Raw genomic sequence first — 13,536 nt, 5'->3', positions numbered from 1 at the left:
CAGACTGCCGATCTTCTGAAATGGCCCTCGCCGCCCCACCCGATCTCACTGACACCGCCGTCGCCGTACAGCCGCTGTCGCGGACTTACCCGCGCGGCCATTACATCGAGCCACATGAGCATGATTGGGGGCAGGTGCTGTACGCGATGTCGGGAGTGATGTGGGTCGAGACGCCCCTTGAGGCGCTGGTCGTGCCGCCGCAACGTGCAGTGTGGTTGCCGCCGGGCGTACCGCACGGGATTCGGGTGGTGTCGGATCTGGAGATGCGTAACATCTATCTGCGACCCGAGATTGCTCAAACCCTGGAAACCTCCGTGCAGGTGTTTGAGGTCGGCGGCCTGTTGCGCGAACTCATCCTCAATCTGGTGGCTGAGGCCGACAAGGACTCGGCGTATTACAACGCACTGGTCGGGTTGTCTTTGCTGGAGCTTCAGCGCGCCAAACGGTCGCTGTTGAAAGTGCCGATGCCCGACAATCCTGACCGACGCTTGATGAGCCTCTGCCAGGCCGTGATGATCGAGCCTTCCCTGGATGTGTCGTTCGAACAGCACGCTGAAAACGCTGGCGCCAGTGTGCGCACCCTTGCTCGGCTGTTTCAGTCGGTGCTCGGCATGGGCTTTGCTGAATGGCGCAGGCAGGTGCAATTGGCGACGGCTGTGGCGGAAATCATTCAGGGCGTGCCGGTGAGCAGAATCGCGCGTTCGATGGGGTATTCGCCGAGCAGCTTCAGCGACATGTTCCGCCGCGAACTGGGGATGCCCCCATCGCAATATCCTCTCGGCGTACAGGCATAAACTCACGCTTGCCTCCCCAGCCTGTCCGGAATTCAGAAGCATTTGGCCGGTAGCCATTGCGGCGCCTCCATACACTCTGGTCATCGCTAAACGCAAACGTGCCGCCGCCGCGCAGCACGACGCACAGCCCCGGAGTTGACCATGAGCTACGTTATTTCACTCGCAATCGGCATCGCCGTCGGCCTGCTTTATGGCGCGCTGGATTTCCGTTCACCCGCGCCGCCGTTGATCGCGCTTGTAGGCTTACTGGGCATGCAGGCCGGTGAACAGCTATGGCCGATGGGCCGTCAGCTTCTGGCGAACTGGATAGCCTGAATCACGATTTCCGATCCCTGAACCCTTCTGGAAACCACACCCATGCACGCACTGCAATTTTCACGAACTGGCGACCTGGCTGCGCTGGAATACGTCGAACTGTCGACCCCGACGCCTGCTGAGGGAGAAGTCCTTGTTCAGATCAAAGCCGCTGGCCTGAACCCCAGCGACGTGAAGAATGTCCTCGGCCGCTTTCCCTACACCACGATGCCGCGTATCCCCGGCCGTGATTTTGCCGGTGTCGTAGTCGATGGCCCGCAGGCGTTGATCGGCCAGGAAGTCTGGGGTACGGGTAAAGAATTGGGTTTCGTAAGAGATGGATCACACGCGGGGTACATCACGCTGCCCGCAAAAGGCATTGCGCTCAAACCCAAATCCTTGAGCTTTGCTCAAGCAGCCAGCCTCGGGGTTCCCTACACCACGGCGTGGGACGCATTGCAGCGCAGTCTGGTCGATGGCAACACACGTTTGCTGGTGATTGGTGCCAACGGCGCAGTCGGCAGCGCAGCGTTGGCATTGGCCAAGGTGCTGGGCGCGCAAGTACTCGCAGCGGTACGTCGTCCCGAGCAACTCAAGGCGCTGACGGCAGAAGGTTATGACGCGATCCTGCTGGATAAAGCCGAGGATTTGGCCTCGCAGGTTAAAGCGTTCTTTCCCGACGGCGCCGACGTGATCTTCGACACCACTGGCTTTTGGTTGCCAGCATCCGTCACAGCCTTGGCGCCCTTTGGCCGTATCGCCATCATCGCCGCTCCGGTAGACGGCCTTGTCCAGCTCCCGGCGCTTGGACTGTACCGTAAAGGTGGCTCGGTGGTCGGCATCAACTCGCTGCTGTATGGCGTCGAAGACTGCGCGCGCATGCTGGAGCAGTTCGGAAAATGGTTCGATAACGCGGCTTTACCCCTGCCCACAGGCTTAGTGGAATCCCCGCTGGGCGAAGGGATGCAGCGATATGCGCAAGTGAATGAGGGCGGGGTAGATAAGGTCATCCTGATTCCCTGAATGACCGACTGCAAAGCCCATTGCTGACTCAGAACTGCATTTCAGCGCTTGGGCAGTCCGTTGAGATAGTCGTCGATCAGCTGATTGATCGTGCCATCGCGCCTTAGCCCTTCAACGGCTCGGCTGAGCGAGTCAACCATCGCGGCGTTGCACAACTTCGAGCAGGCCAGATACAAGTCCGCCGTCATCAACGGCGGGCTCATTTTCAGCGGACGGCCAGACAGCTGGCGCCAGATGTATTGGCTTTCCGGCACACCATTGAACCAGGCGTCGACCCTTCCGCGCAGCAGCATCTGTGCCGGGTTTTCACCGATCTTCAACGGGTAGATCTGGTCATTGCGAAAGCCTTCGTCCCGCAGTTTCTGCTCTTGGGCGCTGCCCATTCCTACGGCGATCAGCCCATAGGTCTTTTTGGCCTCAGCGAACGACTCAACCCGTTCATTCAATGTAAAGAAGGCGCGGTCCATGGTCATGATCGGCGCTATCCACGTGTATTTCTCTTCGCGTTCAGGCGTTCGAGACAGTGGCACGATCAATCGGTCCGGGCCTGTCTGCACGTCTTTTTGAGCGCGGGCCCAAGGCAGTGAGATCAGACGCAATTCATACCCTGCAATGGCGGCCGCTTTCAACGCCACCTCGCCAAGGATGCCGTGACTGTCGCCCTGGCTCAACATGCTCAGCGGCGGTGCTTCGGCTGCGTACAGATCAACCGTGCGCAGCGGCGCGGCAGTCGCACTTAGTGCGCACAGCATTAGTATGGTGCTTGTGAAGATGGAGGCTGACAGCGGTCCGGTACAACGAAAAAACCCGGTAATGCGACTCATGGCAGTGAGACTCAAAAGGATGCTGTTAGCAGTTTAGCTGGGGTATTTGGAGGGGGTGACTTTCTGTAGGAGCCAATTTGTTGGCGAGGCGTTTTACCGGGTGTGTCTGGGATAACGCTTCGCGAAAAAGTTCGCTCCTACAGTTCTGATTTCTCAGCCGGCCAGATTGTATTCGCCGCCCTGTTTCATCGCTGCCTGGTACGCAGGACGCTGCTGAAAGCGCTGTGTCCATTCCTTCAGGTGTGGGTAGTCACCGAGCAGGCCCTGCTGGTTCGCCACTTCACCGATAAAACTCATCTGAATGTCCGCACCGCTTAGTTCATCACCCATCAGGTAATCAAACTGGCTCAGAGCATTGTCGAGATAACCCAGGTAATTCTTCAGCTCGCTGTCGATACGTGGGCGCAGCGGCGCGCCGGCATCGCCCAGACGGCCAACGTACAGATTAAGCATCAGCGGCAGCATCGCCGAGCCTTCGGCGAAATGCAGCCATTGCACGTACTCATCATAAGTCGCTGTAGACGGATCCGGCTGCAAGGCGCCGTCGCCATGACGTCGAATCAGATAGTCAACAATCGCCCCTGATTCAATCAGCGTGTGCGGACCGTCCTGGATGACCGGCGACTTGCCCAGCGGGTTGATCGCTTTCAATTCCGGCGGTGCAAGATTGGTCTTCGGGTCGCGCGAGTAGCGCTTCACTTCGTACGGCACGCCCAGTTCTTCAAGCAGCCAGAGAATACGTTGCGAGCGCGAGTTGTTGAGGTGGTGAACGGTAATCATGGGCAGGTCCGTTGGTGGAGGAGGGAAGACCTGCTGCACCGATCGCTTTGCCGTGCAGGGTCTTAAAAGCAGACCTCGCTGGTTTGGCAGAGTGCCTGATTTCTGCGTAGGCCGTTTTCAGGCCTTGGGCGGAAGGCTTTCCAGCCGCGCCTGCACAGCGTCATCAAAAATGATGTAAAGCGTTTCGATATCGCCCTTACGCACGCGCTTATCGGACTCCAGGTCGTGGATAAAGCTGATCTGCACTTCGCCTTCGCTCTCCACCTCTTCGCGCGTGTTGGCCGCTTCGAGCGAGCGCAACAGTCGGTCGATGGGGGTGCGAATCTGTTTGTGCAGCTTGATCTGATCAAGCTTGTACTGCGGGCTGTTTTCGTCTGTGTCTGTATTCATGTGGTCGTGAACTCGCTGCTGCCGGGTTTGTGTGAACCGAACTTGGATTCGTAGCCTGCACCAAGCTTGGCGGCTTGCGCTTGGGCCAACTCTTGGGAGGCAAATATATCGACGAAGCTCCAGGGAGTGCGGCGAATGACCGCCCATCCGAGGACATGCGTGGGGTTGTTCGGATCCTTCGGTAGAGCGCGGACTAGGCTGACGAGGGTCATGAGGATTCCGTTGCGCGAAGGGTGGGGTGGGAAGATAGCATTTTGAGGGGGTGGGGATTTGGCTCGCGAGTATGAGCGTTTGTAGCTGCCTATGGCGGCAGGAGCATCAAGGTCTGACGCGCGGCGGGAGTATTCGTGTGAAGCGCTGGAAATCCCTCGGCGGCGGGCCGATCAGGCCGGACGTTAGACCCCGCGAGATTGCGGGACCTGGCTGATGAGTCGTTCTTTAATAAAGCTTAGCGGCCGCCAGCCTCAACCGTTCAACCGACGATTCAATGGCCTCGATGCTCAAGCTGATATCCAGTTGTCCTCGGTTTGACTGCCTATGGGCAGAGAAAAGCAGGTGGCCGGACATCACCGCAGAGAGCTGCTCAAAATGCGCAGCAGTTTCTTCGAGGTCACGTTTCATGTTCGACAGCGTTACAAGCATGGATCAAGCTCTCCAGAGGGATGATGCAGTGGCCCTTTCCGAAGCGTCGGAGGGCCAAAATCCGGACCATGCAGCAAGAGATGGCGTGCGCAAAGTGCCGGTTAACGTGCCGTATTCAAACTTCATCCATCCGGCGGGGCCAATGAGTTGGCTCAATAGCTGCTCCATGCGAAAGCTATCGGAAACGTGCGCAGTTTCTTGAGGGTGAGTGGGGCAGATGGAAGGAATTTATATTCGCCAGGCTATCGCGATAACGCCGAGCTGAACGGGGACGAACCTTCGTCGCTAAAACGATGCTGATCCGCCCCTCGCTCGTGGCGCATTACCTACCTGTTGGCACCGATACCGCCGAACTGCCCACCTTGGCGATCGACACCTCAATCAACGCCCGCGCGGCATCGAGTTGATGCACCACAGACCGAGCCAATGGCCGGAATTCCAGCGTGCAGTTATCAGCGACTTCGTAGGCGGTGGCTGCGGCGCAGGCGAGGTATTCGGAGGCGGTGAGCAATGCGTCTTCCACTCGCACGCCAGGCTTGACCGAGAACAGGCTCAGGTTGCCGAGGTTGGCGTTGGTGCAGGTTGATTGTGGGGCGGGTGTTTCAGGTGGGTGGGGGGTGGATCTGATCATATGGAATCTCCCTGATTGGTTTAGCTGACACCCTCTGCTGTCAATCAGGATGGGTGGCAGCTGTACGCGGGTTGACAGACCAGGAATCAAGGAACCTGGCGCACACGAATGTGCCCCGCGTACAACCGCCATAACGCACCAGCTATTTAAAGCTCGCTGGCTGTCTGGCGAATGTCGCGCCTCGATTGATACGGTCTGTCAAAACCGGTCGCTGTGAGCAGCGACGGGGAGAGGCTATGCCGTGGCCTGAGGCGTCGCAAGACGGCGCGGAGGATATCGCTTAATTTCAGAAGCGTCCTACGGGATTTGGGACTTTTTGTGTGGGGTGGACTGGCAGATAGCGCGGTTGTCTTGGTGAATGCTTCGCAAGGGGGCCCTCATTTCTCCGCAAGCAAGAGGTGGGCTCAGGTTGGTGCAAGAAAATGGGTAATTGAAGAGCTTGGTGCACGGACGCTAAAGAGGCCAACGGTTGACCTTGCCAATACATTTCAATAAACGCGCGCAGGGCATCAAGCTGATGCACTGCCGGTTGCGCTACCGGGCGGTATTCCAGCGTGTCGTCGGCGACTTTGAGTACGGCGCTGATTGCATAACAAACCCACCGATGCATGTTCAAGCCATTAGATGGGCTTGAGTGACAGTAGACGCTGAACCTCTTGCGTCTGTAGCAACCAGTCGGCCGTATCATTGCACCGGTACCTGATCAACTTTTCGATCAGTAAAAACTCTGCGTCCAGCGGTCGTGCAAAGATTGGCTCGTGATGTGCGATACGGTTTCGAAGCTTTCGAAGAGTGCCTAGTGCTTGGTAAATATCTGCCCTTACCGAAAAATACTGCGCACCGTCTGGAGCATTGGGAAACAGTGCCATGAGTTGACTCTGCCAGATGCCTGGGTCAAATCGCTTCGTAAACATCGACTCCCAGAAAGCAAAACTCATCTCCGCAATAGCTTTGTCCGTCGATGGGGGCATCCCCTTTTTTGCGCTGTGTTGAGCTTTATTTGTAGCTGCCGTAACAGCATCCCGGGGTCTGAAGAGTTTTAGACCTGTCGGATGAGGGAGGCTTAGCAGGAAACCTTGATCCCATGGCCACCGTGGCCCGTGCGCGGTGATCAATGCCTCAGATACGGCGTTTCGAATGACCACTTCGCATAAGTGAAGTGGGTACATCAGAGCCGCAGAAACCTGCGCATTCCATGAGTACAATGCAATCGCCCCATGTGCGTGAGGCAATGTATCCGTCGCAGAAATGTAGGTTCCCATCCTGGGAGTGGATAATGTGTTTTGTATGTTGAGGTGTGACGGCATGCGTCCGTGTCTTCCGTTGCCCGTTTGACCAGCCGGGCATTTAGCCATAGAATCCCGGCACTGGCCACTTGGTTAGGGGTTGTTGCCAGAAGGTAATAATTTCGCCGAGGGACGTACGAAAGTGAAAAAGCCTACCGTTTGGTGGGCTTTTTTTTGCCCATAAGAAAGGCCCTCGGCTCATTGCTGAAGGCTGGCTATGCATAGTCTGCCTAGCTCTGCCCAGCGCGGCTGTATAACCCAGAGGATCGAGCAACTGAATTGTGATCAGTAGGTCCCGGTTCTTACGTCGAGGCCCATAAATTTCAGAAGCGTCCTACGGGATTTGGGACTTTTTGTGTGGGTTGGGCGGGGAGGTAGGGCGCTGGTGCGGTGGAGGGCGCTTTCGCGGGCAAGCGCGCTCCTACGGGGATTGGCGGTGCGGCATTTGGCACAAACAAAAAAGGCCCCCCTTTCGGTGAGCCTTTCTCGCTAAATCTTGGTGCCGGCACCAGGAGTCGAACCCGGGACCTACTGATTACAAGTAAGGTGCTTCAAACATACAAATCAATAGGTTACGAGATTCCTTGTTACGTGCTGATGCGCCAAAGCCCCCGTTATGCGGAGGCTCTAGAACGCTTGTTACGTGGGTTTTTCTCAGTCGGCGGAGGGTGAAACGATTGGCAGGCTAAGATCGTAAACATCCATCATCTTGGGATCGCGATGGCCGCTGGCTTCTTGCTTGTCTGCTCGGTTGCCAACGGTATCAGTGATGCCGCGTCGTTTCAGATCGTGCAGGGCGAAGCGTTGATCCGGGGTAATGATCTCATCTAGGAGAGCTAGCGTGATGAAGCGCTGCCATGCAGTGTCCAGGCTGGATTTGCGAAGCGGGCCGCCATGGCTGGCCACGATGATGTTTCGTCGGGACGCTACGATAGGAATGGCGGTCTTGCGCTTCGTCCACACTTTGGACCGATAGGCTTTGGCGTTCTCCCAAGCTTTGCGTAGCCGTGGAGTCCAGCGAACGACATTGTCCCGACTGCCTTTTCGACGGTTTGTCAGAATCCCATTTTCCAGCTCGTTTTCGTCGGTCAGGGTCACAACTTCAATACCGCGTAACCTGCAGAGATAAGCCAGCTCCATGACGTAGCCTAAATATTCTGGGCAACCGCCCTTCTCGCCGCGCAGCAGTAGACCTCGAGCAATTGCCCGATCAATCAGCGTGTCCATAACCTGATGGTCTGGTAGGCGGCGTTGTTTTCGTTCGACGGGTGCTTCGATGCCCAAGGCCGGATTCACTTCCAGGTAGCCACGGTTACGACCCCACTGCAGTACACGGCGCAGGTAGCGAAGGGCGTGTGCGGCCTTAGACGGTGTTCCTTCGTCGGCTAGTCGGTCGACGATGCGTTGCACCAGGGCAGAAGTGAACTTGCGCACAGCCAGATCACCCAGCGGCTTACCCAGCTTTGTTGGCAAGGTCAGCAAAACATCCCGGGAGTAGCAGTAGTCATCGTGGGTTTTGAGGCTGAGCTTCTTGTACCGATCGCTTTCATGGAATTTGGCGCATACGTAGCGAAGGGTTCCCCGATCGACGTTGGATGCCTCGTCCATGATTTGGTGGAGTTCGGCCAGAGAAACGCCTGCGGGAGCAATATTGCGACGGCGCTGTTTGCCCGTTTCATCCCTGTGGAGGGTGTACCAGATTCCGTTGTCACGATGGTCAAAGTAAACGGCCGCAGGGAGAGCGGCCTGGTCAATATGGCTGGGAATACGCGGATTATGCTTCCGCTTCCGTGCTTTCTTCATAGGATGTCGGGATCGTACCCTTTTGCTGCGGCTGGCTTCATGCCGGCGGCCTGGTTAACTAGATCCAACGTGGTCCATGGCCCTGTGCGGCCTCGGAATAAGCGAATGCCCTGGTCAATTAGCGACCGTTCAACGTCAGACCGGCGTTGGTATCCGGTTATACGCTGCAGGTCTGTGAACACCAGGACATTGTCCGATCGGGAATTCATGGTTTGCCCTTTATCGAATGGAGCGCCCCGGCCAGTTTAGCGCTAGATCCGGGGCTGAAGTTGTCAGAAGTGTCGTGCTTAGATACTGGTGCTTAGCATGTAGGGGCTGGGATCGTCGCCATTTCTCTTAGCGGGCATAGCGACGCTCCTTTGCTAGTCGGGCTGCAAGTTTTTCGGCCATAAGTGCAGCCCATTCTTCGGTTTTACGCTGCTGGCGGATGCTGCTGCACACCTGATGTTTACGAGTTGATCGAGCAGTCCCGCAAATGTCACAAATGCTTGGCAGATCCAGGCGTTTGCTGGCCATCGTTGGTCGCTGACGGGTGAGGGTATTAAACATGGTGTCGGTCCTGCAGATGCTGGGTGGTATGAGTAGCGAGCACCTTGGCAACGACAAGCGCTTCGACGTCAGTCAAATCCCCTTGGGCCTGAGCCATGATGGCCAGACATTCGAGGCGAATTCGCGCGTCGGGCGTTTTGCGTACCTGGTAATCGAAAATTGCCGTGCCGACGATCCGGATCGTCATCAAATGCCGAGCTGCTTGCTCGTCCGGATACGGCGATGTGATAGCCTTCAAACCGCTGCTGCTTTGGTGCTGTGCTTGCATGGTGTTGCCCTCAGTGGTGGTTGGTGTCGGGGAGGTGTGAACTCCTCGACGCCTTTCATTTCCGGACTCAGCCGGCGTTCGTTTGGGTCGGGCGCTTTCGCACCAGGTGAATCACCAAATCCTCAAGTTCCCCTTCGTCATCGCACGCCTGCCATTCCAGAACTGCTTGAACCTGCTCCCGTGAGCAGTCCAGGACCAGAATTTCACGCTGGCCAGGACTGGCCCGAACTTCCAAAATCTCAACCAGCCCATCAGCGGCATAGGCTTCGGCAAACACTGTCCGACTTTCGTCACCCAACTTGGCCATTAACGCGTGCAATCGCCGGATCTCGGCGATGGCGTTATCGCGATCGCTCTCAGTAATTACTTGGATCTGCATTGCCATTCCTCACGTGATTGCGATCAAGCGGCCTGGAATATCCAGCACCGCACGGTTTTGGGTTTGTTCGCGGCGTCGACGTCCCAGGCCGAACAAACGTTGCGGTTGGTCTCCACGAACTTCGGGCATTTGCTGGTTTTCAGGTGGCGTTTGAGTTCGGTCAGGTCCGGCACTTTCTGCCGTTTCTCTGCAGCTTCTTTGGCGAAGTCGTTCAGGTTTACGGCGATCAAGCCTTCATTGCGGGAGTGATTCAGCCCGCCGGCGAAGTTGTTCAAGTACTCGTACAACTCCCAGAATTCGACGACGATCGGGTGGTCAGCGTTGATGGCCAGCTGGCGCGCCTTGGCCATGCTTTGAATCTCAGCGTGTGCTGCATCGATCTGGTTTTTTTTCAGCGGGATGACATGCACCAGGGCATCGACCAGCGCGTGCAGTTGGGCGTGATTCTTCGCAATCCGCACAGTGCGGATCTCCGGCAGGGCGAGCAGCTGCTGTTCGTACATCGGGCCGCTTTCGCGAACGGTCTGCATGACCAGGCTTTCTTTCATCGTCGACTTGACCAGGAAGCCGCTGACACGGTCGATCGGCATCCGCTCGAGCTTTTCCACTTTCAGCTTGGTTTGGGGTGTCTGGCCTTCCTTGGTCATGTGGATATGCACCAGACGCTGCAGGATCGGTTCGGAGGCATTCACCGCGTGGTTCTGGCCAATGACCACGGCGCCCCGGAAAGGAGGCTCCCGCGTATCGTTGCCGTTGTTCTTCACGCCGGTAGAACGGACGCTGCGGCCGTTGTAGGCGGTCTTGAGTTCATCCCAGTCGTACTGTTTGGTCTGGCTGCCGTCAGTCTTTTCCCGCTCAGACTCGATCAGCACCACTGGCAGGTTGCCGACCTGGGCAAAGTTCCGTGCTCGAGCAACGGGGGTGCCTTTGGTTGGGTCGAATCCTTCATAGTCGACGCGGCCGCACAGCTTCCATAGGAACTCAATCAGGGTAGATTTACCCGCGCCGGGCTCGCCGATGATCTCTGCGAACGGGTAGCTTTTTTGGTGCTGACGGATCTGTTCCGCAAACAGCGATCCGAACCAGAACGCAAGCGCCACAAGCCCTTTGGCACCGAAGCATTCCCAGATGATGTCCAGCCACTCGGTGTCGAACTTCTCCAGATCGGTATTCAGGTTCAGGATCACGGACTGACTGAGCGTTTTGATGCTCAACCGATCCATGTCGAAAAAGTCTTCTTCGTTCAGCTTGAACACCTTCCCGTCGCGTACCGCTACGTCACCGTAGATGTAGGCACCGTGTTCACGGGTGTAACCGGTGAAGTCGATCGTCTGCACGGTTTTCAGGGCATCGGTCTGCTCTTCAATGAAGGCATCCAGCTGCTGGGTCGTGCCGATGAACATGCCGCCCGGGGCGATACCGAGAAGGCGTTTCTTGAACTCGGCCGACGACGCGATCTGTGAACTGGTAAAAGTGTTCTTGATCGGCTGTGCATCGTGGGCAAAGGTGATCCGGAAGTAATACCAGGACTCGTCGGTGAGCTTGTTTTCCTGGTAGTACAACGCTTTGGGATTGCAGGTTGCGATACGTTGCAACGCGCCGCACTGCTGCATGGCTTTGGCGCGCATCTGCCTGTTGTTCAGCTGCTGGTCGTCGTGGTGCTCGCTGTCTTCGAGTTCCTGGATCGCCTTGTTGTATTTCTCGAGGTCCAGCTTGAACCAGTACAGGCGGTTGCCGTACTCCAGGTGGAATTCGCTGCGACGCTTCCAATCGAACATCACCAGCGCTTTCTCGGTGGCGTTCTCAGCGATCAGCAGCGCGCCGTGATGGCGTGCGGTGGTGATGTCTTTGTCGAACTGGGCCGCGCGCTTCTCGCCTTCGTCCAGGAACTGCCAGCGCTGGTGCAGATCGTTCCAGTCAACCTTTCTGCTATCGCGCTGCGGGATCTGCGCGGCCTCACAGGTGAAGCCCAGTTCGCGGGCCATGCGGACCCAACGCTTGGTGTATGCGTGTGCCCCGGGTTCGTTGTCCAATGCCCAGACCAGCTTTGGAAGTTTTCCCGGGCGTGCTTCTACCAGTGCCTTGAGCGAATCGGCAGGGAAAGCGTTGGAGGACATCGCCGACACCGCTGCGATTTTGTGATGTATCAGGGCGATCGCGTCGAAGATCCCTTCAACAATCCAGATTTCCTTCGCCTCGAGCACGTCGACGCAAGGCGGGGACCACCACACGCCACGGTAGCTCTCACCTGGTGCGAAGCGGGCTTTCATCTTGCCGAAACGAGCCGGCTTATCGATCAGGCGTTCCCAGTAGCCGCCTTTCTCCAAAGGAAAGCGCACCGTGGCGCTCCCGGCATTATGTTGAGCCGAGTAGTAAGTTTCTTGTGTGAACCAACCGGCGACCAGCTCGATGTCGAAGCCGCGGCCAAACTCCAAGTACGCCCGGGCTGTGGCAGTGGGAGCGTTATCTGTTGCCGGCGCACGCTTGCTCCAGTCTTCGAACAGGTCGTCATAGATTTCCTTGACGTGCAGCGTGTGGCCGCACTTCTCCGATCGACCGCAGATCACCTGCCACGGTTTGTCGTGACGGCTGTAGAGCTCACGCTTGTGGCATTTAGGGCATTCACCGCCGCGCATGTATTCGGTACCGGCTCGATGCTTCAAGCCGAAGTCAGATTCCAGGCGCTGCAGTACGTCGTGACGCAGGTCGTCTCTCATGATTGTTTCGCTGCTTTGAGGCTCAGTGACAGCGCGGCCATCAGGCGTTGCTGTGCTGCCATCACCGGCTTTTTCTTGAGAATCGAGCTGTGCCTGGTTTCCCTGGGAACATTCCGAAATTCATCGGCGTACCAGTAGTCGTTGAGGCTCATGCTGTAGTGCGCACGCAGATCCGCCAGTAAGGCTTGAGCCTGGGCAGCGGGCATCTGGGCTTTGATATTCAGTGCGTTTCCCATCAGGAACCTCGAATTCGGGCGCAGCTCACCCATACCCACGGAGGTGGGGCAGGGCTGGTTTAAGGGGTGTTAGGAAGCGGGGGTGATGCGTTTGCCGAGACCGGCGGAAATCAGGTGTTCACAGATCAGGTCGACATCAATCGACCAACTGGTGCCCCTTTTGGGGTCAGCTATCACCACTGATGTTTCGCTGCTGGCCGACATGTCCACACGATGCCGGCACCAGATAGTCATCAGGTCACCATGGGCGAGAAACACGATGCGGGTAGCGGTCGGTTTGTTGATATCGAACCGCTCTATCACGTGAACAGTTGCTCTATCGATAAGCCTTACAGAGTCATTCAGATGCTCGGCTTGGTGACGCTCAAGGAACGCCAGTGCTGCAGCGCGAACGGTGTCCTGAAAATCCATATCCGTGGAAACGTTGTTCATTGCGCGGCCCCTGACTTGTTTCGATAAAGATCGATCGCAGCCAGCACCTCGGCATGACGTGCCGCCATGTGCAGGTTGTGTGCGTTGAGGATGTGTTCGGCTTCGACTTCGCTGATACATCCATCCGCAAGCGCTTTGGCAATCTCCTGGTCGACGCATCCGCGCTTCGCAGCCACTTGGACGGAAAGGGTGTACATCTCGACGATGTCGTTGTTGTCCGGATCCGGAACTGACACGAACAGACCGCCGTACATCGACGCCACGTAGTTTGGGAAGTGTTGTGTGCCGGATTCCTGCTCGAGCTGATAAAGCTGCGAGTCACTCAGTGGCCGACTGTTGTTGTTCTCGTAGGCGTGATTATCGAACTTCTTCAACGCCAGACCGATACGCGCTGCGGCACATTCGCGGCCACCTGGATAGCTGCAGATAATTGCACTAACAACTTCACGGCGGGTTTTTAGAACTGGGCTTTTCATGTTCTGCTTTTT

18 protein-coding genes are annotated in these 13,536 nt (G+C 57.0%); 3 read left to right on the top strand and 15 right to left on the bottom strand.

Annotated elements, in window-relative coordinates; translation table 11 throughout:
• Positions 1–20 precede the first annotated feature (20 nt).
• The 3 genes from ACWKV9_RS05155 (at position 21) to ACWKV9_RS05145 (ending at position 2,111) form a co-directional block, all read left to right on the top strand.
• The gene (locus ACWKV9_RS05155; protein WP_483835011.1) at positions 21–794 is read left to right on the top strand and encodes an AraC family transcriptional regulator; all 774 of its coding nucleotides are present in this window, start codon (positions 21–23) and stop codon (positions 792–794) included.
• 141 nt (positions 795–935) lie between these two features.
• Complete coding sequence (locus ACWKV9_RS05150; RefSeq protein WP_483835010.1) at positions 936–1,109, top strand: DUF1427 family protein; 174 nt, start codon at positions 936–938, stop codon at positions 1,107–1,109.
• Positions 1,110–1,151: 42 nt separating this feature from the next.
• Positions 1,152–2,111, top strand: coding sequence for a quinone oxidoreductase family protein (locus ACWKV9_RS05145; protein ID WP_483835009.1), 960 nt, complete (start codon positions 1,152–1,154; stop codon positions 2,109–2,111).
• A gap of 41 nt (positions 2,112–2,152) precedes the next feature.
• Here ACWKV9_RS05145 and ACWKV9_RS05140 read toward each other — a convergent pair whose 3' ends face one another.
• The 15 genes from ACWKV9_RS05140 to ACWKV9_RS05070 all read right to left on the bottom strand — a co-directional run bounded on the left by ACWKV9_RS05140 (position 2,153) and on the right by ACWKV9_RS05070 (position 13,524).
• Positions 2,153–2,863: a substrate-binding periplasmic protein gene (locus ACWKV9_RS05140; RefSeq protein WP_483835008.1), complete on the bottom strand. Its 711-nt coding sequence runs from the start codon at positions 2,861–2,863 to the stop codon at positions 2,153–2,155.
• A 225-nt stretch (positions 2,864–3,088) separates the two neighbouring features.
• Entirely contained in the window at positions 3,089–3,715 is a 627-nt protein-coding gene (locus ACWKV9_RS05135; RefSeq protein ID WP_483835007.1) for a glutathione S-transferase family protein, read from the bottom strand.
• A gap of 117 nt (positions 3,716–3,832) precedes the next feature.
• A complete protein-coding gene (locus ACWKV9_RS05130; RefSeq protein ID WP_483835006.1) occupies positions 3,833–4,105 on the bottom strand; it encodes a hypothetical protein in 273 nt (90 codons plus the stop codon).
• The gene (locus tag ACWKV9_RS05125) at positions 4,102–4,317 is read right to left on the bottom strand and encodes a hypothetical protein (protein ID WP_483835005.1); all 216 of its coding nucleotides are present in this window, start codon (positions 4,315–4,317) and stop codon (positions 4,102–4,104) included. The genes ACWKV9_RS05130 and ACWKV9_RS05125 overlap by 4 nt, the downstream gene beginning before the upstream one ends.
• A gap of 226 nt (positions 4,318–4,543) precedes the next feature.
• Positions 4,544–4,747 carry a hypothetical protein gene (locus ACWKV9_RS05120; protein ID WP_483835004.1) on the bottom strand — a complete coding sequence of 68 codons (204 nt, stop codon included), beginning with the start codon at positions 4,745–4,747 and terminating at the stop codon, positions 4,544–4,546.
• A gap of 322 nt (positions 4,748–5,069) precedes the next feature.
• Positions 5,070–5,378, bottom strand: a complete 309-nt coding sequence (locus ACWKV9_RS05115; protein ID WP_483835003.1) for a DUF6124 family protein — start codon at positions 5,376–5,378, stop codon at positions 5,070–5,072.
• Positions 5,379–7,318: 1,940 nt separating this feature from the next.
• Entirely contained in the window at positions 7,319–8,467 is a 1,149-nt protein-coding gene (locus ACWKV9_RS05110) for a site-specific integrase (protein ID WP_483835002.1), read from the bottom strand.
• Positions 8,464–8,676 (bottom strand): hypothetical protein, encoded by a 213-nt coding sequence (locus tag ACWKV9_RS05105; RefSeq protein ID WP_483835001.1) that lies wholly within the window; start codon positions 8,674–8,676, stop codon positions 8,464–8,466. The genes ACWKV9_RS05110 and ACWKV9_RS05105 overlap by 4 nt, the downstream gene beginning before the upstream one ends.
• A gap of 127 nt (positions 8,677–8,803) precedes the next feature.
• On the bottom strand, positions 8,804–9,016 hold the full coding sequence (locus ACWKV9_RS05100; protein WP_483835000.1) for a hypothetical protein: 213 nt from the start codon (positions 9,014–9,016) through the stop codon (positions 8,804–8,806).
• On the bottom strand, positions 9,009–9,284 hold the full coding sequence (locus tag ACWKV9_RS05095) for a hypothetical protein (protein ID WP_483834999.1): 276 nt from the start codon (positions 9,282–9,284) through the stop codon (positions 9,009–9,011). The genes ACWKV9_RS05100 and ACWKV9_RS05095 overlap by 8 nt, the downstream gene beginning before the upstream one ends.
• Before the next feature lie 67 nt (positions 9,285–9,351).
• Entirely contained in the window at positions 9,352–9,663 is a 312-nt protein-coding gene (locus ACWKV9_RS05090; protein WP_483834998.1) for a hypothetical protein, read from the bottom strand.
• 23 nt (positions 9,664–9,686) lie between these two features.
• Positions 9,687–12,380, bottom strand: coding sequence for a toprim domain-containing protein (locus tag ACWKV9_RS05085; RefSeq protein WP_483834997.1), 2,694 nt, complete (start codon positions 12,378–12,380; stop codon positions 9,687–9,689).
• Positions 12,377–12,616, bottom strand: a complete 240-nt coding sequence (locus ACWKV9_RS05080; RefSeq protein WP_483834996.1) for a hypothetical protein — start codon at positions 12,614–12,616, stop codon at positions 12,377–12,379. The genes ACWKV9_RS05085 and ACWKV9_RS05080 overlap by 4 nt, the downstream gene beginning before the upstream one ends.
• 69 nt (positions 12,617–12,685) lie before the next feature.
• Complete coding sequence (locus ACWKV9_RS05075) at positions 12,686–13,048, bottom strand: hypothetical protein (protein ID WP_483834995.1); 363 nt, start codon at positions 13,046–13,048, stop codon at positions 12,686–12,688.
• Positions 13,045–13,524 (bottom strand): YmfL family putative regulatory protein, encoded by a 480-nt coding sequence (locus ACWKV9_RS05070; protein ID WP_483835390.1) that lies wholly within the window; start codon positions 13,522–13,524, stop codon positions 13,045–13,047. The genes ACWKV9_RS05075 and ACWKV9_RS05070 overlap by 4 nt, the downstream gene beginning before the upstream one ends.
• Positions 13,525–13,536 lie beyond the last annotated feature (12 nt).

The organism is Pseudomonas corni, from assembly GCF_057128765.1.
This window is presented reverse-complemented; position numbering and strand designations above follow the sequence as displayed.